This is a genomic window from Synechocystis sp. FACHB-383 (genome assembly GCF_014698605.1).
Lineage (GTDB): Bacteria > Cyanobacteriota > Cyanobacteriia > Cyanobacteriales > Microcystaceae > Synechocystis > Synechocystis salina.
Genome location: NZ_JACJTJ010000024.1, coordinates 1 through 24,699, shown reverse-complemented (window position 1 = coordinate 24,699; position 24,699 = coordinate 1). Strand labels below are relative to the sequence as shown.

At 42.5% G+C, this 24,699-nt stretch carries 14 protein-coding genes, 1 tRNA gene and 1 pseudogene; 10 read left to right on the top strand and 6 right to left on the bottom strand.

Annotation, left to right across the window (positions count from 1 at the left end):
• Positions 1–266: 266 nt before the first annotated feature.
• Together H6G45_RS05635 and H6G45_RS05630 are read right to left on the bottom strand one after the other, a co-directional pair.
• Positions 267–1,526 (bottom strand): glycosyltransferase, encoded by a 1,260-nt coding sequence (locus H6G45_RS05635; protein ID WP_190597429.1) that lies wholly within the window; start codon positions 1,524–1,526, stop codon positions 267–269.
• Between the two features lie 73 nt (positions 1,527–1,599).
• Complete coding sequence (locus H6G45_RS05630; RefSeq protein ID WP_190597426.1) at positions 1,600–3,018, bottom strand: glycosyltransferase; 1,419 nt, start codon at positions 3,016–3,018, stop codon at positions 1,600–1,602.
• A gap of 186 nt (positions 3,019–3,204) precedes the next feature.
• On the opposite strand from H6G45_RS05630, the gene H6G45_RS05625 reads away from it, so the two are divergent.
• From H6G45_RS05625 to H6G45_RS05590, 8 genes are all read left to right on the top strand, one after another.
• On the top strand, positions 3,205–6,219 hold the full coding sequence (locus H6G45_RS05625; protein ID WP_190597424.1) for an FkbM family methyltransferase: 3,015 nt from the start codon (positions 3,205–3,207) through the stop codon (positions 6,217–6,219).
• Between the two features lie 132 nt (positions 6,220–6,351).
• On the top strand, positions 6,352–7,674 hold the full coding sequence (locus tag H6G45_RS05620) for an FkbM family methyltransferase (protein ID WP_242018067.1): 1,323 nt from the start codon (positions 6,352–6,354) through the stop codon (positions 7,672–7,674).
• Positions 7,675–7,758: 84 nt separating this feature from the next.
• Positions 7,759–8,541, top strand: a complete 783-nt coding sequence (locus H6G45_RS05615) for a class I SAM-dependent methyltransferase (RefSeq protein ID WP_190597420.1) — start codon at positions 7,759–7,761, stop codon at positions 8,539–8,541.
• A gap of 9 nt (positions 8,542–8,550) precedes the next feature.
• Complete coding sequence (locus tag H6G45_RS05610; RefSeq protein ID WP_190597418.1) at positions 8,551–10,359, top strand: hypothetical protein; 1,809 nt, start codon at positions 8,551–8,553, stop codon at positions 10,357–10,359.
• A gap of 97 nt (positions 10,360–10,456) precedes the next feature.
• A tRNA-Met gene (locus tag H6G45_RS05605) sits at positions 10,457–10,530 on the top strand.
• 71 nt (positions 10,531–10,601) lie between these two features.
• Positions 10,602–11,795: an 8-amino-7-oxononanoate synthase gene (gene bioF, locus H6G45_RS05600; protein WP_190597416.1), complete on the top strand. Its 1,194-nt coding sequence runs from the start codon at positions 10,602–10,604 to the stop codon at positions 11,793–11,795.
• 149 nt (positions 11,796–11,944) lie between these two features.
• Positions 11,945–12,706: a type I methionyl aminopeptidase gene (map, locus tag H6G45_RS05595; RefSeq protein WP_190597414.1), complete on the top strand. Its 762-nt coding sequence runs from the start codon at positions 11,945–11,947 to the stop codon at positions 12,704–12,706.
• A 5-nt stretch (positions 12,707–12,711) separates the two neighbouring features.
• Entirely contained in the window at positions 12,712–13,167 is a 456-nt protein-coding gene (locus H6G45_RS05590; RefSeq protein WP_190597412.1) for a DCC1-like thiol-disulfide oxidoreductase family protein, read from the top strand.
• 104 nt (positions 13,168–13,271) lie between these two features.
• Here H6G45_RS05590 and H6G45_RS05585 read toward each other — a convergent pair whose 3' ends face one another.
• The 3 genes from H6G45_RS05585 to H6G45_RS05575 all read right to left on the bottom strand — a co-directional run bounded on the left by H6G45_RS05585 (position 13,272) and on the right by H6G45_RS05575 (position 22,330).
• On the bottom strand, positions 13,272–16,451 hold the full coding sequence (locus tag H6G45_RS05585; RefSeq protein WP_190597410.1) for an EAL domain-containing protein: 3,180 nt from the start codon (positions 16,449–16,451) through the stop codon (positions 13,272–13,274).
• A 711-nt stretch (positions 16,452–17,162) separates the two neighbouring features.
• Positions 17,163–19,430 carry a PAS domain S-box protein gene (locus H6G45_RS05580; RefSeq protein ID WP_190597407.1) on the bottom strand — a complete coding sequence of 756 codons (2,268 nt, stop codon included), beginning with the start codon at positions 19,428–19,430 and terminating at the stop codon, positions 17,163–17,165.
• Positions 19,431–19,513: 83 nt separating this feature from the next.
• Positions 19,514–22,330, bottom strand: a complete 2,817-nt coding sequence (locus H6G45_RS05575; protein ID WP_190597405.1) for a diguanylate cyclase — start codon at positions 22,328–22,330, stop codon at positions 19,514–19,516.
• 337 nt (positions 22,331–22,667) lie between these two features.
• On the opposite strand from H6G45_RS05575, the gene H6G45_RS05570 reads away from it, so the two are divergent.
• Positions 22,668–23,117, top strand: coding sequence for an NUDIX domain-containing protein (locus H6G45_RS05570; protein ID WP_190597403.1), 450 nt, complete (start codon positions 22,668–22,670; stop codon positions 23,115–23,117).
• On the opposite strand, the pseudogene H6G45_RS19485 reads toward H6G45_RS05570, so the two are convergent.
• Positions 23,114–23,269, bottom strand: a pseudogene (locus H6G45_RS19485) (IS1 family transposase); the annotation flags it as partial. The gene H6G45_RS05570 and the pseudogene H6G45_RS19485 overlap by 4 nt on opposite strands.
• 67 nt (positions 23,270–23,336) lie before the next feature.
• On the opposite strand from H6G45_RS19485, the gene H6G45_RS05565 reads away from it, so the two are divergent.
• Positions 23,337–24,554: an IS256 family transposase gene (locus H6G45_RS05565; RefSeq protein WP_190597401.1), complete on the top strand. Its 1,218-nt coding sequence runs from the start codon at positions 23,337–23,339 to the stop codon at positions 24,552–24,554.
• Positions 24,555–24,699: the final 145 nt, after the last annotated feature.

Sequence of the window (24,699 nt, the reverse complement as noted above, 5' to 3'; positions counted from 1 at the left end):
TGTCCCGTTTCTCGTTTCAATTTAAGCAAATCCTGAACGGTCGTTTTGCTTACTTGAAACTGCTCTGCTACTTTTCTAATTGAGGTTCCACCACCTTCATAGGTCTTGACTATTCTTTCTCTTAGATCAACTGATAGAGCTGGCATTTTACTTTTCGATGAACTCCCCTGAATATTTGTCCCTCATTGTACCACCTCGTCATAGAATCCGCCGTAATGGTTGGGATGAACGAGAGAGTGAGCAGTTAGCCTACCTAAAACTTGAGCTTATTCTCCTTTGAAGATACTTTTGAGGGCAAACCATGCAGTGCGCAGTTTCCAAAATTTACTGGATTCCATGGCAGCCATCTCGGCTGTAACGATATTAATTTCCCCCCTTAGCAAATCAATATTTTTACTTAGGGCAGAGATTTTTTCGTGATGGTTTACATGCTCTAAATCGCCAAGGTATAGGCTGCCTATGTCGTGCTGGATAGAATTGTTGAGTTGCAACCATTCAAAAAATGAACGCTTTTGGGTTTTAGTGTCATAGGGATTTGGGAAAAGTTCTTGTAGTTTTTTGCTGTAACGGTACAAAATTCTCGCCTGGTTAGAAATTGATTCGCCGTTGTCAAAGAAATTATAAAAGGACTCTAGATTGCCATATTTTAGACTTTCCATATCTATATATTTTTTTTGATACCATTGTAATAATGAGCCCGAAACATCATTAACGACATCGTGCTTATCCGACATAATGCTCTGGGAACTAGAAAAATGATAAAAAACTAAAGGGGACTGGTTAACAAAAATTTCAGTGTTAACATCACCTGTTAAAACTCGATTACTTAAATTCCAGTTAGCGACATTACATCCCGGATCTCGAATAACATAAAAGTCTTCAAAGTAAGATGGGACAAGGTCTATCCAACGCTGGTCGGTGTAAATACCATTGGCCGGATCAATAAAGCATAAATTAAGGCATCTGTCAGACCACCAATCTATAAATTTATGACCTTCTGGACTAGCTTTAACACCAATAAAACCAAGGTTGAAGATCCCGTGTCTAAGAATAGCTAGCTCATTATCCCTAATTTTCTCCTCTGTTTTCTCTGGCTCAAGCTGATGAGGTGTCAGCAGGATACTGTTTTCTTCCAGATGATCTAATAAGCCATCTAAGCTAGAAAAAATAGCTGTGTCAGGATCCAAAAATATAATCTTTTGACACTCACTATAAGTCGAGAAAATTTTACGGAAGGCCAATGGTTTAACTGCTGTACACATTTCTACTACTGAATGCTTAAAAGCCCATTGAGGAAAATCATCTATATCAAGGCTTTCTATGAAAATTACTGAATCAAAATATTCATCTTGTAAATCAAAAAAATCAGGTAATTTATCAGACAAAACTAAATGAAATGTAATTGAATTATGGAACTTTTTGACTGATTCAGCTAGCACCCTTGCCTTAGGGATATAGCAACTCGTACAGCTAGTAAAAACATGTACTTTGTTATTTAAATCATTCGAGCTTTTTTGACTATTCATAGAGCAATACAAAAAGTGTCGTTTGTTGGGGAAATAATAGCAGTTTTGAGAAATTAAACTGACACCAGGCAGTTTAGAGGAGTTTTTCCTTAATACCAAACCATAATTCCCTTAGCTTCCAAAACTTACTACTACGCATAGCGTTTATCTCTGACTCCAGGAGTTGTTTAGATGACAGGAGTTCACTAATTTGATATTCTTGATTTTGTATATACTGATTTTTGTTATTCAGATTTTCGTTTAGTAAATTTAGTTTCACAGTATTCGCTTGTCGATAGTCATTAATTAACAATTTGAATCTTTGATTTAGTTTATGTTTTTCATTGCCACTACAGGACACAGAGATGACAGAATCATAAAACTCTAGCAGCTTCTTGGAATTTTTACCCCAGTCTAGATGATTTTTAGCATATTCGAGACCACCTTGAATTATTTTTGAACGAATCTCTGGATTATCCATCAAAAAATCAATGGTCTCAACTAGGGAATAGCAATTAACATCTGACAAAATAAAGGAGTTGACAAGGTGAGTAAGATGGTTGGCAATATTTGTCCTAGGAAGTATAACAGGTTTTCCCATAGCGAGGAACTCCGGTATTTTGGATGGGAAACGATAATCGTTAAACTCATCTGGTCCTCCAGGTTGTACTAATATATCTGCAATAGATAAAATCGAAGGAATTTCTTCTCTCTTTACCCATCCCAATTCCCTGACATATTCTTTAACCCATAAATCATTCTCACCTAAAAAATCTAGGTTATTATCTATACCAGTTCTTATTAGCACTGTTTTTTTTCCAGCCCGATTTCTAGCACCGATAGCTAGGTAAAGTTCCCTTACCTCTTCTTGGTTAGCTAAGTGCACATTCCCGGTATAACAAATGATTGTCGATTTCTCGCTAATTTCTAGTTTTTTGAGCAGGTCTAAATCAGGAAGACGGGGATAAAACTCTACGGGATCAACACCGGGAAAAAGATTTAAATAGGAGATATTTGGCTCAATAAAATCCTTAAGCTTTTCAATGATAATTGTGACTCCATCAGCTGTATTCAGAAAATCCCTGAATTTTCGAGGATGGGAGAGATTATGGGGTAAAAGCTTTTCTGCATGGGTATCAAAATTATCCAGAGATATTCCCAGGAATCGACTAGTTACGCATTCTTCGTTATCTTCTAAATGAATAATAAGGGCAATATCATATTGGACTGATAGTTGGCAGCAAAACTTTCTCACATGTTCCCGAGGAGTCCAACAATGAACAATTTGAGGAGGAAAACCATTTTCAAATTTACTGGGCAGTTGCTCCATGTGGTTGTAATCAACCACTGAATACAAACAATTAGGCATTTCCTTGACTGAATCTTGATTATAGGGGACGGCAACAACACAATCACACCCAAGCTTTACTAATTCATTTGCATAATGATGAACATGCACTGCACTATTGGCGGGAAAGTCAGAATGGGAAACTAATAAAATATTATGGGGCATGGTAGTGGTTGCAAGAAGTCGCTTACAATGATCTCAATACACTCTTGTGACCTGTGGCTAGATGCACTTAATATCGGAAGAAGATAGGATTACTACAGAGAGGGGTCCTATTCTCCTTGTCGCCGAAATAGGTGAAGAATGTCTAGTTTTTGAAGGTTTAGTCGCCCTAATTACTTTAGCCTATCAATGTCTGAAATCTCCAACAATTTTTACAACTTACAACAGGAATTGCTTGGGGCGTTGTTAGCTCTTGAACGAAGTATAAAATTCAAAGAAATTGACTTAATTGCGGGTTATTGCGAAATCAATAATTCCCATAACATTAAAACTGTCCTTAAAAACACCTTCGATTTTAGCACTAATACACTTAAGCTTTCTTCTGGCGATTTATATTTTGAGTCTGGGGAGATTCTGTCTGCACAGATAGTACGTCAATTAGATCACTATATTCCTCGGCGCCTTCTCTGTATTCCCTGCTGTCCTGAAGACTATTATTTAGGATTGGCAGTTAAACGTCTTTACAACTGTCCTTTGTGTGTACTAATAATAGAGGACGCGTTTATTTCTTTTAATAATAAAGAAAAAGAGTTAGCCTGGAAATTGTTTAATCAAGCAGATCTTTGTTTGGGGGGATCTCCACAATTATGTGAAACCTATGGCAGTAGATTTAATCGTAAATTTTGGTTTTTTCCTCCGGTAATAGAGAGAAGAATAATTAAAACTGAAGCTCCGAATATTGACGACCATAATCTAGCGGAAAGTAAAGGGATCACTGCTGGTGATAATTGGAGTCAAGAATACTTAGATAAATTACGTAAGCTTTGTAGTTCTGCAGGTATAGAACTAGATTGGTATGGTGATCCTAATCGCCAGTTACTGATGTTTAAAGAAGAAGAAATAGCAAAGGATGGAATTAATTTTAAAGGAAAAATATCAGAAGATGAGTTGGTTATTCTAATGCGTTCTGCCAACTTTGCTGTGATTCCTACGGAAAGTTTTGACAACCATGGTAATAACCCAAAATCAACTAGTCTGAGTTTACCTTATCTTATTTGTTTAATCACCGCTGCCGCCAATCTACCAATATTGGCTTTAGGAAATCCTGAAAGTGTGATTGGTGATTTTATCGTAAGTAATGGTTTGGGTTTAGTTAGTAGTTATCGACCCCTGGAATTTTCCCAAAAATTAAATGAAATTATACAAATAGATAATCAGAAGAATATGCGGCGTCAGTCGCTACTTTTAGGACAAAATCTCAGTGCTGATGGTGTGGCTCAATGGATGTGGGACTCTTTAGCCCAAGGTCACCCCAGAGATTATCGTTTTCAAAAAATCCAAAATTTAGTCAAGGTCGCCGATGCCAGCGTGGTTATCACCCTAAATGAGGTTACCCCTCGCCATGGTACGGGAGCCTTGATACGCCGAGTTTTTGCTGATGATAGTCAAATTATTTCTGTGCGTGTGAATAATGACTATGGAGGAGACCATTGCTTTGGTGTTCAATCCTATCATTTTCCCCATTATGGCTGGACTCGTAAGGATATTTTCACCAATATTACTCATATTTTCGCTGACCACCAAGTTAGTCGGATCTTTTGTGTCCCCTATAGTACTGCCGATGTGCTGACGGCGATCGCCATTAAGGAATTATTTGGAGCGCCAATGGGTATTTGGATTATGGACGATCAGAATGTAACAGTTAATAATATTTCCGATGCCCTCATGGAGGAATTTTTGCAAAAGGGAGATGTGCGCTTTGCCACCCACCCAGAACTGCGGGATGCCTATGAAAATAAATTTGGTTTAAAGTTTTGGATTTTGCCAGCGGTGGTTCCCCATGGGTTAATTAAAACGGAAATTTTTCAACCCACTTCAGACAATTGTGAACAAAAACGAGGCGCTCTGCTAGGTAGTATCTGGAGCCAACAGTGGTTTTCTGACCTCTGCCACAGTACGAAGAAAGCTGGTGTGCAGTTAGATTGGTATGGCAACTCTAAATATTATTGGCTGACAGAGTCTAATGAAGATTTACAAGCTAAAGGTATTTATCCCCAAGGGCTTTTTCCCGAGGATAAATTGGTGGAAAAACTGCAGGAATATCCTTTCATTGTGGTTCCTTATGGCACCATGGATGAGCGGGATGATCAACCCCAATTTTCCCAGCTAAGCTTACCTGGACGGATCTTGTTTGCCCTGGCCACATCCAACACCCCGGTAATTTTGATGGGGAGCCCAAAAACCTCCGCCGCTAGTTTTATTCATCGTTTTCAGATTGGCGTGGTCTGTGACTATACTCCAGAGAGCTTTGGGGCCGCCGTAGCCGAAGTGTTAGACCCCCAACGTCAAAGAGTTCTTAGGGAAAATGCTGTAGCCGTGGCGGAAAAATTTGGAGATGAAAATATTGATAGTTGGATTTGGGACTCCCTGGCTGAAGGACAGGCCGCCGATGACCGCTTTGAATCCGTCTTCCGGCGATCGCCGATTGACTTAGTGCATTTCATTGAACCTCCAGTACCCAGCCTGATCTATAGAGATTACGCCCAGGTGTATCAAGTGATGCGTCGCTTAGATGTCAACCATTACCGTCCTGATTTTGTCATGGATGCGGGGGCGTCCCATGGCATTTGGTCCCATACCGCCAGTCAACTTTTTCCCGGAGCCCGGTTTATTTTGATTGATCCTCTGATTAATCGCTATGAACAGGCCGCCCGCAACTATTACCTGAAGAATATTCCCCAGGCCAAATTCCTCGAGATTGCCGTTTCTAACCAATCAGGGCAGCTCAGTTTTCAGGTTTCCCCCGACCTCTATGGCAGTTCCCTGCTCATCCCAGCAGACTTTCGGGACTATGAAACGGTGACAGTGGCGGTTAAAACCCTAGACCAGGTGGCTGAAGAAGAAAATCTCCAAGGGCGGGGTATCCTCAAACTTGATGTGCAGTGCGCCGAACATATTGTCTTGGCGGGGGCAAAAAATTTCCTCGAGCAAGTGGATTTAGTGGTGGCAGAACTTTCCTATGTCCGCTACGACGAAAATGCCCTGGTCTTTTTAGAGATGCTCAATCTCCTAGAACAATTGGGTTTCCGCTATTACGACGAAACTGGCGAATGGCGATCGCCCATTGATGGTACCCTATTGCAGAAAGAAGTGGTGTTCATCCGTCAGGATTTGTTAATGCCTGAAACCAGTCGTAAAATCTAGTTCGTTTTGACTTATTTTACTCAAATAATGTCTCTAGTTTATCTTTCTTGCTGATACTACTCTCCATCTTTCTGTCATCTAATGCTCAAGCAATTGCTAAAAAACAACCGCGCCATCCAACGAATCAAATCCTTGAAGGATCTTGTACTGGAAAAATTAGACTACCTTCGAGAAGCAACGGATTACGTCAAAGATGTCAGCCTACAGAATCGCCAGGCCATTGGAGCATTTACAGAGCAACAGACTCAAAATGCTAATCAAATCATGGAGAGCCAAATCTTCTTAATTAAGTCTGCCCTAGACCAGGTTAAGACATTGCAATACTTGATAGAGACCGGTCAAGAGCGGCAGGTAATCTTCGAGAGGATGATGGCAGAACATCGCATAGAAATCGAGAATATTTATCAAGAATTTAAAAAAATTAGAGAAGAAGCTCTAAGAAGTGATCAACTGGTACACCAAGAATTTAAAAAAATTAGAGAGGAATCTGAAAGAAGCAATGGTTATATCCACCAAGAATTTAAAAATATCAGAGGGGAAGCTGAAAGTTATCAGAAGTTATTAACCGGTCAGTTTTTGAAATTGCAAGAAGAAAATCAAGCCCAGACTGTTTTTGTCCGGGAGAACTTAGCCCAGATTGCCGCTGATGTCCATGATCAGAAATTTAAAGTAATCACCGACCCCAGCTATTTCCAGGCGATCGACATTGAGTTAATGGTTTATCTTTATTCCTGTCTTCCCCACCGACGGGCGATCGATGTGGGCGCTAACCGAGGCGATGTCTCCGCTAGATTATTACAGACTGGCTACGAAGTTTATGCCTTTGAACCTTTTCCACCAGTACTAGCTCAATTACAAGAAAGATTGGGACAAAATAGCAATTTTCATGCCCTTGGTTACGCCCTAGGATCCGCCAATGAAACCAGGAGTTTACATCTGGTGGTGGATCAGACAGAAGATAAAATTTTTGATGATGCCAGTTTCTACAGCAGTTTAACTCGCCATTCCCTCACTGAAGGCTTGGCCTTCCAAGACAGCATTGCGGTGGAAGTCAAAACCATTGCTAGTTTGCATGAAGCGGGGATCCTACCTGATGATATTGGCTTAGTCAAAATTGACGCAGAGGGTTTTGACCTAGAAGTTATTAAGGGCATGGGAGATTTTCGTTATCCAGTGGTGTTAGCGGAATTTTGGGATCCCACTTTCCCCTTTGGGCAGACCGGAGCCATGAACCATCTAGCGGATCTGGTGCCAGCTATGAGGCAAAGAGACTACCGCTGGCATATCGTCATTTATCGCATTTGGGGGCAACACGAAGTCAGTTATTACTGTAACTCTGACTATTCCTTGGAAAATTCTTGGGGCAACGTTTTCTTCTTCCAAGATTACGAAATCTTTAGCCAGGCTTTAAAGTGGTGTAATGCAATTATGCCCGCCACTTATTTTGCGGTGTAGCTTTTCCTTAAATGGAGCAAAAAAACTCGTCAGTAGTCATAATCAACAAAGTTATCCAGAGTTCCACCGACTACCGACGTTCCTATGTTATCAATCCAAGACAATTATGCGTATCTCTCGAAGCTAGGTGAATTTAAGCAATTGCAGGGGGAAATTCCTGGTTTTTTTCTGGAACAGAGTGCGGCCCTCTGGGATGCTTTGCTAAGTTTCCAAAATACCCATGGTATCCATGGCAATATGTTGGAAATTGGGGTTTATAAAGGTCTGTCAGCTTTGATGTCATCCCTCCACCTCAAAGAAACAGAAGAATTTGTCCTGATCGATTGCACCCGCCATATTGAAGATGCAGAAGTCAACCTTGCTCCCATTCTGGGCACCAGAGGGAAATACATTCAGCAACCTTCTTATCGAGTAACAGTTAACTCCCTTGGTGATTTACGTTCTACTTGTCGTTGGCTTCATATTGATGGTGAACACACAGGCAGGGCTGTGATCAATGACCTTGAATTGTGTGAAGAACTACTGTCAGACGACGGCATCATAGTCCTGGATGATTTTTTTAATCCCATTTATCCACAGTTGGCAGAAGCACTATTCATTTTTTTGAATCAAAATCCTTTTAAGTTGTCAATGGTTTTATGTGGTTGGAATAAGGCCTATCTTGCTCGACCAATGTTTGCCATTAACTACCGGCATTTTATTCGCCAGAAGTTGGCTGATGAACTCCACAACAGAGAAATTCATAAGTTTGTGATCACGAAGACTGCCACTCTAGACGAATCAACAGCTTTTGGCATCTGTGAACAGAGATTTGTAGACAGAGATTACTACGGCTTGGACTCTGAACCTGATTTCTTGCCTGTTTAGGAGGTTGATATGGGTTTTCAAAAAAACAGTGAAGAGGCTCTAAAAAATAAATTTCCTGCCTCAATTTTTAACTTTAGAATAGAAGCTCTTTTTCCATATCTATTCTTATTAGTATTAACATGGATCGCTCATTTTTTATTAGCAAAAGATTTTGGACTTTACGAGGATGACTGGGGGTTTGTTGCTACGGGAATCGCCAATGATTTTCACCACAATTGGAATCTTCTATATGCTGCTATCACTAGCTTTTGGCAGGGTCGCCCGGTGCATATGGCTCTACTTATATTTATTCCCTTTTGGGGAGCTAAATTTGGAGGTATTCAGGCATTATATATAATCGGTTTTATTATTCTTGGTCTTAACACCTGTCTGTGGTTTGCTTTTGTACGCAGACTTACTTACAGTACCTATGGGGCATTGATAGCCAGTATGTTTTTCTGTCTCTACCCAGCGGACACAACTTTTAGCTATCTCGTGCATCTTTTTGGTCTGCAAACATCTCTATTGTTTTTATTATTAGCCTTTCATTTTTATATTACCATTTCTTATTCAAAAATATTTACTTTTTGCTTGAGGGGAATTAGTTACTTATTGGCAATTTTATCCTTACTAAACTATGAAAGTTTATTTCTGATTTTTTTAACCGCTCCTCTATTTCGTCCTCACCAAACAACAAAAAAACAAAAAATCTATCATTGCTTTATTGTTTTAGCCATTGTCATTAGCTACTTTTTACTTCGCCGTTGGGCTGGAGAATCAAGAGCTAGTGGCATAGGAATCGTTGGGGCCTTACAAAAAGTTGCTCAACAGGTAACATTAGGTCCTTTGGTTTCCCTAGGCTCATTTATTCTCCGTCCCGTACAAGTTTTGAACGAACTATTGGGACAATATTGGCCGGTTTTACTGATTAGCTCACTGCTATTTTTGTTTATTTTAATTAACTTATTCAATTCTCGCTGGGGACAGGCATTACGCCCTAGTGATAATCCTGATTTTGACTCCTGGAAGCACTGCTTAATAGTAGGCTTGGTGATGACAATTTTAGCTTATCCTTCGGCTCTACTACTATCCGTGACAGTCATTGACGGTCGTGCCTCCCGAGTCCATTTTGCTGCTTCCTTGGGTACAACCCTTATTTTTGCTTGTCTTTGGATTTTGCTTTTGCTTACTGCCCACCGGTGGCGATTTAGACAGTACATAATAATATCAATTTTATCCCTACAGTTAGGTTTTTTATTTACTTTTTGTTTAGATGTTCAACACCAATATCGCTTGAGCTGGCAATCTCAACAGACTTTTATACAGGACATAATCTACCTCGCACCGGATCTACAAGATGGCACAACAATTTTATTGCAGGCTCCAGGTTTAGTGACAGGAAAGCAAATTAATCCCTTCGATTGGAGCTTGCCTTTCGTACTAGAGACCATGTATTTATTTCCTTCGGACTGGGAATTTGTTCCAAGAATTTATCGAGTCTATTCTGAAACTAGTTTTCCTACATTTTGGCAAGAACATATAGTAAACAATAACAAGTTTATCTTATCCTCGAACAGCCCAGGTTTATACTTTTATTTTCCCTGGGAGCCAGAGCGAGTTATCAGCGGAGAAAATATAATTCTGCTAGTGCAGGAAAACGGAAAGTTAGTCCGTAAAGACTATATTGAGGCCGGCTCGGGACAAAAAATTGCTCTTAAGCCAAAACCACAATCCACTTTACCGCCGAATTTTGCGACTACCCCCGTATTTGACCGCGTCATGTCATCTAGTTGTGACCATTGCCGCCAGATACCTCCCATCTACTTTGAAAATCCCTAAAATTCCTACTCTCTAGGTCACTGCCCATGGAGTGAATCTGCCCTCAAAAATAAATTCTGGCAAAAATCTCCCCCATCAGTTATGATGTTTGAAGCGACGCGGGATAGAGCAGTCTGGTAGCTCGTCGGGCTCATAACCCGAAGGTCGGTGGTTCAAATCCGCCTCCCGCCATTAAAAAAAAAGAAAAAAACTCCCCCCTCTAGATAATGGTTGGGGGGTTTGTTTTATTCAGTTTGAAGTTTATGGCTACTGGTTCCACTGCCTACGCTTGGCTAGAAGATGCTCTAGAAACCATTCAGCGGGCCCATTGGCATCGCCATCCCCAGCTAATTACCCAGGGGCCAGGGCCAGAAATTGAGTTGGAGGGGCAACGGCTAATTAACTTTGCTAGTAATGATTATCTTGGCTTGGCTGGCCATCCCCACCTAAAAACAGCGGCCACCAAGGCGATCGCCGAGTGGGGGACGGGGAGTACGGGATCGAGGTTGTTGAGTGGCCATCGTCAGTTCCATGAACAATTGGAACAGGCCATTGCCCAGTGGAAGGGGACGGAAGCCGCTTTGGTGTTCAGCTCTGGCTATTTGGCTAATTTGGGCACCATCACGGCGTTGGTGGGTAAGCGGGATTTAATTTTGGCGGATGAATACAATCATTCCAGCCTGAAGCGGGGAGCACAGTTGAGTGGAGCCAAGGTAATTAACTATGACCATGGGTGCCCGGAAGTTTTGACCGATCTGTTGGTGCAACATCGAGACCATCACCGCCGTTGTTTGATCCTTAGTGATGGCGTGTTCAGTATGGATGGCGATCTATGTCCCCTACCCCAATTAGTGCCGATCGCCGAGCGGTTTGAAAGTATGTTGCTAGTGGATGATGCCCATGGCACTGGCACTATGGGAAAAACTGGAACGGGCTGCCGGGAGCATTTTCAGTTACCAGTGGGAGATTGGATTCAGGTGGGAACCCTCAGCAAGGCCTTGGGGAGTTTGGGGGGATACGTTGCTGGCAGTACTGCCCTAATTGATTTTCTGCGGAATCGAGCTGCTACCTGGATTTACACCACCGGCCTTTCCCCCGCCGACACCGCCGCCGCCCTGGCCGCCATCGAACTCATCCAACGGGAACCAGAACGGGTTGCCCAACTCCAGCACAACGTTGATTACCTAGCCAAAGGATTAGAACGTTTAGTCAAATCAAACTTTCGGCGATCGCCAAGCAATGCCCCCATCCTCTGGGTAGGAGCCGCCAACCCAGCCAACGCTCTGGAAATGGCCAAGTATTTGCGAGACCAAGGAATTTTTGCTCCGGCCATTCGTCCCCCCACCGTTCCCCACAGCCGACTGCGTTTTTCAGTCATGGCCACCCATTCCCCAGGGCACATTGACCAACTATTGGAAGCACTGAACCGCTATTACCTCCATCAGAGTCCTCCTTGATGATGAACCCTTGTAAGTCTGCCTTTCCACTTACCCCTTGAACATCACGTCCCTGCCATGGGAGAGTGAACTCAGTCGAAGTTTTGGTTAAACTTAAAGTACAACCAGCAATATCTTTTGATTTTTTACAGTAAGAGTAAGCATTATCAATGGGCGACACTATTACCCTCCTTTCCCGCCGAGAAATAGAAAAAATGCGGCAGGCGGGCCAACTAGCGGCGGCCCTACTCGATCACCTAGCACCAATGGTGCAACCGGGCATAACCACCCTAGATCTCAACGACGAAGCGGAAAAATGGACAAAAGCCCACGGAGCCATCAGCGCCCCCCTTGGTTATAACGGTTTCCCAAAATCCATTTGCACCAGCATCAACGAAGTTATCTGCCATGGCATCCCCCACCGCAAACGGGTGTTGCAGGAAGGAGACATCATCAACGTTGACGTTACTCCTATCCTGGACGGCTACCATGGCGACTGTTCCCGCACCTTTTTTGTTGGTACCCCCAGCCCAGTGGCAGAAAAATTGGTCAAAGTCACCGAAGAATGTTTACAACTAGGCATTGAAGCAGTTAAACCAGGCGGCAAAATTGGTGATATTGGAGCGGCGATCCAAAAGCATGCCGAAGCCCAGGGATTTTCCGTGGTTCGGGATTTTGTCGGCCACGGCATTAGTAAAATTTTCCATACCGCCCCCCAAATTCCCCATTACGGCAAAGCAGGTAAGGGCAAAAGACTCCGTCCAGGGATGGTATTTACCATTGAACCCATGATCAATGAAGGCACCTGGGAAGCGGTGCTACTAGATGACGGTTGGACTGCTATCACTAAGGATGGCAAGCTCTCCGCCCAGTTTGAGCACACCATTGCCGTCACTGAAAATGGGGTGGAAATTTTGACCCTAGGGGAGTAAATTCGGTGAAAAATTGGCAAATTGAACTTTTATACGACGGTGAATGCCCCCTTTGTCTGAGGGAAGTGAATTTTCTCCGTAGCAAAGACCGGGGCCGGGGCTTGGTTAATTTTGTGGACATTGCCCAGCCGGATTACAATCCCCAAGACCATGGCGATGTTAGTTTTGAGGATGCCATGGCCCGCATCCATGCTGTGAAGGCCGACGGGACAGTGATCAAAAACGTGGCGGTTTTTCGGGAAGTGTACCAAGTGCTGGGTATTGGTTGGCTGTATGCTCCCACCCGTTGGCCTATCATTGGCCCCTTGGTGGATAAGATTTACGACTTTTGGGCCGATCGCCGTTTGAGCTGGACAGGACGGCCGAGCTTGGCGGAAATTTTAGCCCAGAGGGAAAAGGGAATGTGTGCCAATGGTGACTGTGCATTGCCCGTTGCCAGTGGTTCCGAAGCCAACAACTAGACGCATCCTTAATTGGGATGAATGACGGAAGGAGAAAAAACAAACCCTTCCCCTTCCAATTGTTCTCTAGATCGTTCCTTTTTCCCTTGTCTTCTTTCTTCTGCTTAGCCCGGAGATGCCGACTGGAATACATCGGGCAATTCGCTCGGTGGTATTGGCCTTGAATAAAAATAACCCTGGGCTATATCACAACCCTCTGCTCTTAAAAATTCTGCATGGGCTTTGGTTTCTACCCCCTCTGCTACGATCAACAATCCCATACTTTTGCCGAGGGTCAAAATCGCTCTGCTGATCGCCACATCATCAGCATCATGGGGGATGCCATCCACAAAAGCGCGGTCAATTTTTAGGGTATTAATGGGTAAACGCTTCAGATAACTCAGGGAGGAATAACCCGTACCAAAATCATCAATGGCGATCGAAATCCCCATATCCTGAAGCTGTTGCAACTGTTTAATTTGGCTACTCGGGTGTTGCATAATGAATCCCTCTGTCACTTCTAGTTCTAGATGTTTAGGGTCAAACCCGACGGATTGCAAGACTGTTTTCACCACATTAATAAAATCAGGTTGGAGTAATTGAAGCCCCGCCACATTGACCGCAATCTTATCAAAGTCAACGCCCTGGTCCAACCAAATTTTGCCCTGCCGACACGCTTCATTTAATACCCAACCACCAATATGAAGGATGAGGTCGCTTTGCTCTGCAACGGGAATAAATTGGGCTGGTGGTACATTTCCCAGTGTAGGGTGTTGCCAACGAATCAGGGCCTCTGTCCCCCGCCATCGCCGTTGTTGGAGATCATATTTTGGCTGATAAACCACCCGAAATGCTGGCTGTTTGACAGCTTCTCTCAGGGCATTTTCAATCTTCAAGGCATTGGAGGCTTGACTAGCCATGGCACTGTCGTAAAAGCAATGACGATTACGTCCCTTTTGTTTAGCCTGATACATCGCAATATCAGCATTGCGGATCAAGATATCTGCGGTGATTCCATCTGGGGGAAATAAGGATATACCAATGCTACCGGTAATATAAATTGTCTGGGACTCTAAAATAAAAGATGGAGAAAAAATCCGTTGGGAAATTTGATTGGCTACATCATCAATTTGGTCTAAGGAGTCTATTCGATCAAGTACCAGGACAAACTCATCACCACTAATCCGAGCGGTAAAATCACTCCCCCGAACCACCTGTTGTAAGCGTTTAGCCACCTCTTGAAGCAATCTATCGCCCATAACATGACCAAAGGTATCATTGATCTGTTTAAATCGATCCAGATCGATAAACAGAACGGCAAGTTTCCCATCCGCAGCCTCGGCCTTTAGCACTGCATTTTCAAGATGCTGTTGAAGACTAAAGCGATTGGCTAACCCTGTCAGAGAATCATTGTGGGCTAAAAATGTTAATTGTTGCTCAGTTTTCTTTTGGCCACTGATATCAGAAAAGATCCCAACATAACCAATGGGTTGGTTCTGGGAATCGTAGAGGGTATCAATGGTAAGTTTTTCGTTATATAAACTGCCGTCCTTGCGCTGATTGAGCAATTCTCCCCGCCAGCTTCCTTTTTCCTTTACCGTTTGCCAAAGAGCCTTGTAAAAAGCACTATCTTGCTGACCTGACTGTAGTATTTTTGGATTAACACCAATCACTTCAATGGCAGAGTAGCCAGTGATCTCAGTGAATGCCTGATTAACATCCAAAATGACCGGGACTAGATTGGTAATTATGACTCCCTCTGATGTATTCCGAAAAACGGCGGCTGACTCTTTCAGTTTTTCCACAGCTAGGGCTTGTTCTGTGATGTCCTGGACAACGCAGACCGAGTTAATGCCATTACCCTTATTATCATAGTTTGTTTCACAATATTCTCGAACGTGTTTAACTTTGCCAGCGGCAGTCACAATACGGTGAACGGAATTAAAATTAATTTGTTTTTTGAGTAAATCATCATATTTTTGAGCCACTTCCTTTTGGTCGTCAGGATGAACAATAGCAATATAATCGTCCAGACTGCCATGGAAATCGGCGGGATTAGTCTCTAGTATTTCAAAGACTTCTGGAGACCAGTAAAAATCATTACTCTTCAGGTCTACCTCCCAATGACCGATATTAGAAATGGATTGGGCTTGACGATAGCGGCGCTCACTTATCTTTAGTTGCTCGTAAAGGCGATGGGATTGGGTAATGCGCCAAATTTCGTTCGAGATTAATTGCACCGTTTCCACATCCTGATCGGTGTAGGGGGTAACCTTATTTCCCACTCCAGTCAGCATGACGACTTTGCCGTTATTTATAACTGGTACACTGATCAGTCGTTCCAGGTGGGCATGGCCTTCCGGTAATCCTTTTTTACCCTGATGGGCTGCATAGTCATTAATCACTACCGGCTGGCGTTGACGTAGGGCGTTGGCCCAAATTCCGGCCTGTTCCACTGGGTAATGGCGGTCAACTACGGCATGGCAATAATGTTGAAGGGTGGCCCGGGACCATGCCACTAGCTCAATGGTTTGCTCATCGTCGTTGACGAAATGAATGAAGGCAATTTTGCTGCCGGTTAATTCTTCGGCAAATTCTTGCCCTCGTTGTAAAAAAGCAACTTCACTCAACTGGTCTGCGTGTTTGGGTAACTCCAGCAGGGCTTCCGATCGCCGAGATTGAAAAGCCAATCGGTTTTGGGAAAAGCGGCGTTGTTTAATTAGGTGGGTGAGCCAGAGAGTCCATACCACACTCAAACTGACAGTAGATACAAGTAGGATAACCGAGACAATAAGAAGCTGAACATAGGTGTTGTGGGCTTGGTCATGGGAAATCTGCGCCTGATTCTGGGCAACTTCCTCTACGGAATCCATTTGTTTTACCAATCTGTCAACGTAATTAGCTCCCTGGCCTTTAGTAATTGCTGCGGCTTCCCGCGTCCTACCTGCTCGTTGCAACGCAATGACTTGATCCCGGATGGGCTTCCAGTTAATGAAAGTTTGCTCAGTCTGGTCGATTATTTGGCGATCGCCGTGGAGGCCATTCCGGACTACATCAAACCGGTCTAGGGCGCTTGCTTCTAGCGTATCCACCTGTTGAACAGCCTGATTAAGTTCTGCGGAGGAATCAGCCAAGACCACATCCTTCATGGAACGGTGCATGGCAAAAATATCCGCCTTGATCCCTTCAACGGTGACATTGACAGCGAAGGGGTGATGGTAAAGCTGATGGGTCAAGTTGAGCAAACGGCCCATGCTGTAAATAACATAGATTCCTGTACCACCAAGTAAGCCAGTTATAACCACGATACTTAGTCGAGATTGAAGCCCAGACAATACTTTGGTAAACAGAGGTTTCATTACAAGTTAGGGCATATTATTGATTGGGCTAAATTACCAAGGTCTAAATGAAAATAAACTAAATTCCGAATCCACTTGACGCACACACAACAGCCGCAACGCTCATTTGATAGGGGGTTTATCCTGGCAAGTGTCTTTCTCACGGCAAAGCTTTAAGTCATTTTGTTTGTAGATAAAAGACTGATCATCTAAAGCCATGTCAGATAGACACGATTTATTTGTACAGGATCGCACACCACTATCCTACCACTCTAACGGGCATATCTTTGTCTTCTTTAAGAATCTAAACTTGCCGATAAGCCAGCCCAGGATATGGCTGGAAAAATTACCGTTTCATCGGTTTTTTAATAGATCGTTTTGATGATTTTTGCGGCGATCGCCGTTTAGCCTGGACAGGGCAAACCAGTTTAGTGGAAATTACTGGCCAACGGGAATAGAGAATGTGCAAACAATGGCCATGACTTCGCTGTTAACAGTGGTATTAAAGCCAAGAACTATAGCATTTTTCGAGGGCTTATCCATCTAAATTTCTTCGATAGAGCACCAAATATTCATATTTTTTGCAGTCAAATAGTTATTGATTATAGGGCTATTTTATGGGAAAGTTTGGTATCAAAATTGTAAAGATTCCATGTCTTTATATTCCAAGTCGAACGATTACTGTAGATTTCTTTGGCTCATGAAAGTAATGATTTTTTGAATGGAATGATCAACTGATTGATTTTTTTCAGGTGTAAGAAGAATAGTCTCAGTCCAGATGTGCAAATCAATTTCCATAAGTTCTTTGTTTTGCTGCTTTAACTTTTTCCACTTGGAGTCGATTATATTAACTAGACTTTCTTTGATTTCTTCCGGAGATAAAATCACAAATACCATACCCTCGTAACGGAAGATTTGTGATTGAGGATCTAAGCAATAACGGAGATCATCAAGTAAACTTTTCAGTAAATTGTTGCCAGCATCGTAGCCAAGTAGCTGATTAACTTGCTTGAATTTCTCAATGCCTAAAATAGTGAGGAACGGTGGCAGTGAAGCAGCAGTAGAATTATGTTGTTTGATTTTTTCCTGCGCTAAGATTTGTAAAAGAGCCTTACGATTTTGATAACCTGTCACTGAATCATGGATGAGATTGTCTTTTGCCAATTGCCGAAATCTCAAATTTGATAGGGACAATGCTAATAGTTCTCCGAGAAAATCCAATTCCCATGATTGTTCTGAGAGGTCTGTAACAATCGTCTCCGTTGCAAGCAGAGAAACACCCAATATTCCCAGTAAGATATTATTGTTTATTAGTGGTTCACAATAGTAGGGAATACTTATTTTTTCTGCCTGGAAATGGTGACAGCAAATGCCCTGGCTTGGATCCAACATAAAATGGCGTTTACCCCGCCGGACTCCCCAACAGGATTGGGGACTAAAATTGTCCTTAACGTTTAAGCCATCACCCCAGCGAATTAGGGTTGTAAGTTTCTCTCCTTCGACATCGGCGATCGCCAAAAAACCTTGACGACTTTCCAATAGTTCTCCGCCAACGGCTTCAATGGTTAATAGGGATTCAGACAGGGATTGGCAGGTTTGTAACTGTAAGTTGAGATGATTAAGTAAGTTAGCTTGATGCTTATTTTTTTCTAGTAAGGCGACGGAATGGGATAATTTTTGGTTGGCTAGCTTAATTTTAAACTCAGCGGATATCTGTTCGGTCATGTCCACCGCAGTGGCAAGCACCACATTATCCTGATTAAAAATGCGACCTAGGTTAGTTGAAGTAAAATCCCATATGCGAATAATACCTGCTTTTGTCCTCACCCGAATTTGTTTTTTCTTTGTTTGCTTCTTCGTTTCAAAAACATCTTTAATTAGAAGCTTAACTTTTTCCGAATCCTTTATTTTGGCTATCCAGGCATCAATGGTGGGAATATCGCTGTGCTGGTAACCCGTGACGGTAGTCCATGTTTGGTTAATAAATAAGACTTCCCCCTCCGCATTATAGATAATCACAGGATAGGGTAATTGATTCAGAACTTGATAAAAACTTATGCCCTTTTCCCTTAGACCAGTTTCTATCTGTTTCCGGTAACTGATATCTTGGATAGCTGAAATGAAATACTCGGGGGTTTCGTTGGCATCCCGGATTAGGGTCACATCTAAACTTATCCATACTAGGGATTTATCTGAACGGATGTAGCGTTTTTCCATGGAATACCGTTCAATTTTTCCCGTTAATAATTGTTGGACATAGTGCAAATCATCGCCGAGATCATCGGGGTAGGTAATCTCTTGAAAGCTGAGGGCCATTAGCTCTTTCTCTGGGTAGCCAACAATTTGACACAACTTATTGTTGACATGTTGAAAGCGACCATCTAAGCCCACCCTTGCCAAGCCAATTTCAGCCTGAGAAAAAACGGTGTGATGAAATAGTTGACACTGCTGACAATGGAGCTCGATGTCTTCCCGGTTTTGATATTTTTTTTCCAGGGCAATGCTATCGGCCGTTAACTCGATCAATTGTTGGGCAACCTCCGGCAACAGCGTATTTCTTGCTTTAAGTTCAAGGGCAAAATATCCCCACAGGCGATCGTCGATCAATAAAGGATAAGTTGCACAGGCTTTACCCTTGGCTGAGATGCCCAACGCCGTTAGTTGATTCTGGGCATAAAATAGGCAATGACCCTGACTAATACGGTAAAAATCATCCCCTAGGCAATCCTCAATGCTCTCAGTACGACTCAGCTTGAGGGGTGCCCCAGGTAAAACTTTTGAGGGTGACCACTCTTCAATCAGCTTGGTAAAATGACCCTCGTTTGTTTCAGGAGCAATCAACTGCACTACAAACACCCGATCCGCTGCCAATGTTTTCCCTAGGCATTCTAAAACTTGACGAATTTTTTCAGGTTGGCCAATCGTTGCTAACAATGGCTTTTGCATCGTCAAAATAGCACTTAAATAATTATTTATTTCATCCATTTTCACTAACACCTATCACTAATTTTTATAAAAATTGACATAAATTAGACTTTAACTATCCGATTTCGTCCCTCATGTTTAGCCTGATATAGTGCCGCATCTGCCCGAGCTAGCAACTCACATTTAGCTTCTGCACTCGTGCAACAAGTGACACCAAAGGATGCCGTTATTGATGACAAAGCTTTACCCTGAGAATGCAAACAAACTTCTGAAATTTTGACTCGGATTCTTTCGGCAATTTCCGTCGCCATTTGCAAAGATGTATCGGGCAAAATAATTAAAAATTCTTCCCCTCCGTAACGACAAGCAATATCGGTCTTGCGGATAGTATCTTGGAATAATCTAGCCACTTCAACCAATAATTCATCTCCAGCCCCATGGCCATAGTTGTCATTAAATTGCTTAAAATAATCCAGGTCTAGCATGATTATCCCCAATGGTCGTTGAGAACGTTGGACGTAATCAATTTCTCTGTTTAAAAACTCTTCCCAATAATGACGGTTATAAAGACCCGTTAAGGAATCGCGAATACTTTGAAACTCTAAAATCTCCCTAAGTTCAAGATTGCTTAGAGCCAAAGATATATTCTCTGCTAAAGCAATGGCAATCTGTTTCTTATTTTCAGTGAAATTTGTATCTTTGGCACTAGTAATTACCAGTAAGCCTCGACCTTTTTCCATGGAAACTAAAGGAATGCACAGGGAAGCCATAACGTTACTGTCAAGATGGGAGCAGTGAGGACGATGGGTAGTATTTGGATAGCTAGTAACCTGATTTTGACGTAAACTCCAGCAGTCAGTGACGGAAAATAACTCTTCACTTAATGTTTCTCCCCATCCCAAAATACTGGTGACCAATTGATTTTTTTGATCAATCTTAAAAATGGCGCCGTTGCAGTCAGGGAAAAGCATCTTCAGAAAATGTGGCACTACTTCATAGATTTCTTGGGTTCGATGACAGGTTTGCAAATATTCATTAAGTTCATTGATTTTTAAAATATCCTGATTATAATCTGCCAATTTATTTAGAGATAGTATGAGCTCTGCATTAGTTTTACGCAAGGATTCTTCAGCTTCTTTTCGCACGGTAATATCTGCTAATATTCCTTCAATTCTCAACAAAGTATTGTCTTGATCAAAAATAGTCACCCCTCGGTCCACCACCCAGATGAACTGACCAGATTTAGCAAGCAACCGATATTCTTTTTCAAAAAAATTAGTATGATTATCTTTGATTAGGTTAAGTTCATTTTCAATAGAAGCTCGATCCTCCGAATGAATCAATGTTAGCCATTGCTCTGTTGAAGTTCCCATTTCCCCAGGAGTATAACCAAGGATACTTTCTACTCCGCCTTGCCATTCGATAACATCTTCAACAATATTGTAGGAATAGACGATTTCCCCCAGGGCTTTAACGAGATTTTTATTTTTTTCTGCAAGCTTTATTTTTTCTTTCTCAGCATTACGCTGACTACTAATATCCTGAATCATGACAATGGCATAGTCAAACTGATTATTATTATCAAAAATGCCAGAGAAAATAGATTGCCCCCAAAAGCTTAATTTATTTTGACTAATATACTGAATGTCCATTTGATAGTAGTTACGACTATTCGTTACTAGTTCTCCAAAGAAATGCAACTCTTTATCTAGATCCATCGGACTTACATACTCGTCTAAGAAATGCCCCAACATTTCACCTCTGGGGTGATGGAAGAGGGTTTCTGCTGTCCTATTAGCCTTGATTATTTGACGATTTCCATCTATTTCTAAAATGGCGATCGCCGCTTTATTAAACATTGCTTTGAAGCGAGACTCCGAAGCATAAAGGGATTTTTCATAGATATATTTTTCAGTGATCTCAATGCCATTAAAAATATAGCAATTGATTTTGTTGTTGGGATTTATAAAGGGAATTTCTTGCCATTCAACAATATATTTTGTAGGTGATTTTAAATCGCTTTCATTTGTCAGATAAATTTGGGAAAAATCATGATAATCAGTGATCATACTAACGGAAAAATCAGCATTAAATTGGGGGATAAATACTTCTGCAAATGTTTTCCCTTGCACTGCTTCTAATGTAATTCCGAAAAGTTCTTGACAGGGCAAATTAATCGCAATTATACGACGCTCACTATCCACCACCACTGTTAATGTATTGGTATTATTAATTACCGCGGTTATAAAATCTTTATCTTGGTTCAGTTTTTCCTGGAGTTGCTTATATGAAGCAACCTCTTCCGATGTTAATAAATTTCGGGAAGTAAAGCGGAAAAATAAAAAGATGCCAACGCCATTGATTAAGAAACTACCGATGGCTACCATCCACCAACCCCTCAGAAAATGGGCTTGAATTTCGCTTAGATCGACTTTGTGGACCACTCCCCAACTGTAGGGGGCGACTGGGGAATAGGCCGCAATCACTTCTTTACCCCTATAGTCCTTGAGTATTTCGGAGCCCTTCTGACCTTCCAAGGCTAACTTCATTGGTTTTGCCCAATCTTGATTAGTTAGACTGTGCTCAAAAGTAAGATCGCAACTAGGATGGCCTTGACGACGGGAATATATGCAGTCTATTGTTTCCCCTGATTTTTTACCGATGATAATTTCTTCTGTCTGAAAACGGCTTGGGTTTTGATGGTAAGTATTGAGAATATCTAAGGTTTTTTTTTGATCAAAATTGTTTTTGAGAGTAGCAATTAGCGTTGAGCTATGGGAGTTTACCGATTCTAATATGCGCTTGGTCTCCTTAACTTGTTGACGGTAGCTTAGCCAAAACCCAACGGAAGCCACCACAAAAGAAAGTGTGGCAAAATTAATTAAAATTAATCCGAATCGCCTACGATGATTAGAAATCATTGTCTTTGCCAGCAATTGTTTTTGCTTACCCCCTCCGCCGATTCAACGACCGTTTAACCAAATGCGTTCAGTCGTATCCTCACAAATGACCAAACGGGATATTTGTGATACTTTTTTTGTTGCAACCATTTATTTTATTTTTGGATACCCCCTCGAATAAAGTAAAGATAGGTATCTAAAGCTGGGGCGGTCGTAAGAGGCCTTATCTCTTCTCCTGAGAGAACTATAGTTCTGTTTTTATTGAGAATTGAATGACGGGGAAAACTCAGCTAATACCTAAATTATAGTTAAGTATTAACCCTATTGAATTAATTTCTATCCATTAGCAGGCATAATTGTGACTTTTCGTAACCCCGTTCCCACGGTGGACTTGATTATCGAAATGATTGATCAACCCCGGCGGCCTATTTTATTAATTGAACGGCAAAATCCGCCCCACGGCTGGGCCCTGCCTGGAGGCTTTGTGGACTATGGAGAAACCCTCGAAGCGGCAGCTCTGCGGGAAGCTAAGGAAGAAATTTCCCTGGATGTGCAGTTAATTGAAATGTTTTATGCCTACTCGGACCCCCGCAGAGATCTCCGGCAACATACCCTCAGCGTAGTATTCCTGGCGGCAGCCACCGGCAGACCCCAAGCTGCGGACGATGCCAAAACCGTCGGCTTTTTTGATCTGTGGGAATTTCCCGACCCGGTTTGTTTTGACCACGGGCAAATTTTGCGAGATTATCGCCGCTACCGTTATTACCACCAACGGCCCGATCCCCACCGGCAGGCACTGTCCTTTTAAGGAGTGAATTGGCAGAAGCCTCTAGAATTAAGGATTTCTGCAATTTCGACAGGGCGGTCAATAAAGCCCATGGCCATAGCCGGAGTGGTATTTTTCTCCAGACTTCCATGAGGACGGAACCAGTTGTGTAGTAACCTCTGCACGTTAAGGGCTGGGACTGTAAATTAATTTGTGTAAAAGCAAGAATACAAATTAACCCATTTCAGCAAGGAGGCAATGATGGCAAGGAAGAAAAAAGAGGATACTGTAGCCGATAAATTAATGGATGAACTGTTAAAGGATTATTCAACCCCGGAAGAAATCCTGGGGGAGAACGGTCTGCTCAAGCAGTTAGGTAAACGGCTGATAGAACGGGCACTAAAGGGAGAGCTAAGCTACTATTTGGAGCAAAATGAGGAAGAGTCAAATAGCCGTAATGGCTATTCTGACAAGACAATCCAGAGTGCCCAGGGGGAAATGACCATTAATGTACCCAGAGACCGAAAAAGTAACTTTGAGCCAATACTGGTGCCGAAACGAGAAAAAAGAATCCAGGGACTAGATGAAAAAATCCTTGGGTTATACGCCCATGGCATGAGCACACGCGATATCCAAGAACAAATCGAGGAACTCTACGGAGTAAAAATATCGGCCGGGTTGGTGAGCCAGATAACGGCGGAGGTAAAGGAAGACATCAGGGAATGGCAGAATCGCCCGCTCGAAGCCGTTTATCCCATCGTCTGGCTAGACGGACTGCGGGTGAACATACGCCATGAAGGGCGGGTCTCCATCCATTTACTCCACGTCGCCATGGGGGTAAACATTGAGGGACACAAAGAGGTTCTGGGGTTATGGCTATCGGAAGGAGGAGAGGGGGCTAAATTTTGGCTCTCGGTGCTCAACGAAATTCGTAACCGTGGGGTTCAGGAGATGTTCATCACTTGCATTGATGGACTCAAGGGCTTCCCTGAAGCTATTGCCGCAGTCTTTCGGGAGGCGAAAGTACAACGCTGTATTGTCCATCTGCTCAGGAACAGTCTCAATTATGTTTCCTACAAAGACCGCAAGGAGGTGGCCGCTTCCCTCAAGACTATTTACCAATCTGCCACCGTCCCCCAGGCAGAACATGCCCTGACGGAGTTTGCCCAGAAATGGGACCAGCGTTACCCTGCCATCGGTCAGCTCTGGTTCCATACCTGGGAATACATTATCCCGTTTTTTGATTATCCACCGGATATCAGGAGGGTAATTTATACCACTAACGCTATTGAGTCTCTCAATCGTTCTTTTCGTAAGGTCATTAAAACCAAGGGAGTTTTCCCTTCCCAAGACTCTCTACTCAAACTCTTATACCTGGCTTTGCAACGTATTTGCCGTAAATGGACTATGCCCATCCAGCATTGGAAGGCGGCTCTTGCTTGTTTTGCTATTGAACACCCTAATTCTTTTCTTTTCTAATTTTCCCTTTACACAAATTTCTTGACACTCCCAAAAGCACAGACAGAACGAATCTGTGATTTCTGGATATTCCAGACATTGGACTGATCATCTAAAAAGCTCTCTTCAATCTGGAAGCGCATGCCATATTCAGCAAAAGTCTGAA

Coding starts and splice junctions, on each gene's coding strand:
- H6G45_RS05635 (WP_190597429.1), bottom strand. CDS start 1,526: ATGAATAGTCAAAAAAGCTCGAATGATTTAAATAACAAAGTACATGTT.
- H6G45_RS05630 (WP_190597426.1), bottom strand. CDS start 3,018: ATGCCCCATAATATTTTATTAGTTTCCCATTCTGACTTTCCCGCCAAT.
- H6G45_RS05625 (WP_190597424.1), top strand. CDS start 3,205: ATGTCTGAAATCTCCAACAATTTTTACAACTTACAACAGGAATTGCTT.
- H6G45_RS05615 (WP_190597420.1), top strand. CDS start 7,759: ATGTTATCAATCCAAGACAATTATGCGTATCTCTCGAAGCTAGGTGAA.
- H6G45_RS05610 (WP_190597418.1), top strand. CDS start 8,551: ATGGGTTTTCAAAAAAACAGTGAAGAGGCTCTAAAAAATAAATTTCCT.
- bioF (WP_190597416.1), top strand. CDS start 10,602: ATGGCTACTGGTTCCACTGCCTACGCTTGGCTAGAAGATGCTCTAGAA.
- map (WP_190597414.1), top strand. CDS start 11,945: ATGGGCGACACTATTACCCTCCTTTCCCGCCGAGAAATAGAAAAAATG.
- H6G45_RS05580 (WP_190597407.1), bottom strand. CDS start 19,430: ATGCAAAAGCCATTGTTAGCAACGATTGGCCAACCTGAAAAAATTCGT.
- H6G45_RS05575 (WP_190597405.1), bottom strand. CDS start 22,330: ATGATTTCTAATCATCGTAGGCGATTCGGATTAATTTTAATTAATTTT.
- H6G45_RS05565 (WP_190597401.1), top strand. CDS start 23,337: ATGGCAAGGAAGAAAAAAGAGGATACTGTAGCCGATAAATTAATGGAT.